Source organism: Gluconobacter sp. P1D12_c, from assembly GCF_018812105.1.
GTDB lineage: Bacteria > Pseudomonadota > Alphaproteobacteria > Acetobacterales > Acetobacteraceae > Gluconobacter > Gluconobacter oxydans_A.
This window is the reverse complement of the sequence record NZ_JACSIQ010000768.1, coordinates 1-378: the sequence shown is the minus strand read 5'-3', so window position 1 is coordinate 378 and position 378 is coordinate 1. Positions and strand designations below refer to the sequence as shown.

Sequence of the window (378 nt, the reverse complement as noted above, 5' to 3'; positions counted from 1 at the left end):
ATCGTATTTACACCGACAAGGGCTTCACCGGCACGAACCGGGAAAGGGCCGGCCTTGACCAGGCACTGGCGGCTGTTCGTAGTGGCGATACTTTGGTCGTACCACAGCTTGCTCGACTGGCCCGCTCTGTCCCTGATGCACGGCTTATTGGCGACAGCCTGGCATCCCGTGGCGTGAAGCTTCAACTTGGGAAAAGTAATCACGATCCGTCTGATCCAATGGGCAAGTTGTTCTTCAAAATCCTTGCGACTTTCGCGGAGTTTGAAGCCGATCTGATCCGGATGCGTACTCGTGAAGGGATGGCCGTTGCACGCGACAAAGGTAAACTACGCACTCGTGAAGGGATGGCCGTTGCACGCGACAAAGGTAAACTACGCG

The 378-nt window shown here is 55.8% G+C and carries 1 protein-coding gene; it reads left to right on the top strand.

Annotated elements, in window-relative coordinates; all coding sequences use genetic code 11:
* Positions 1-378 (top strand): recombinase family protein (locus KP705_RS19115; protein WP_215765450.1); only part of this gene is annotated, 378 nt, incomplete at both ends.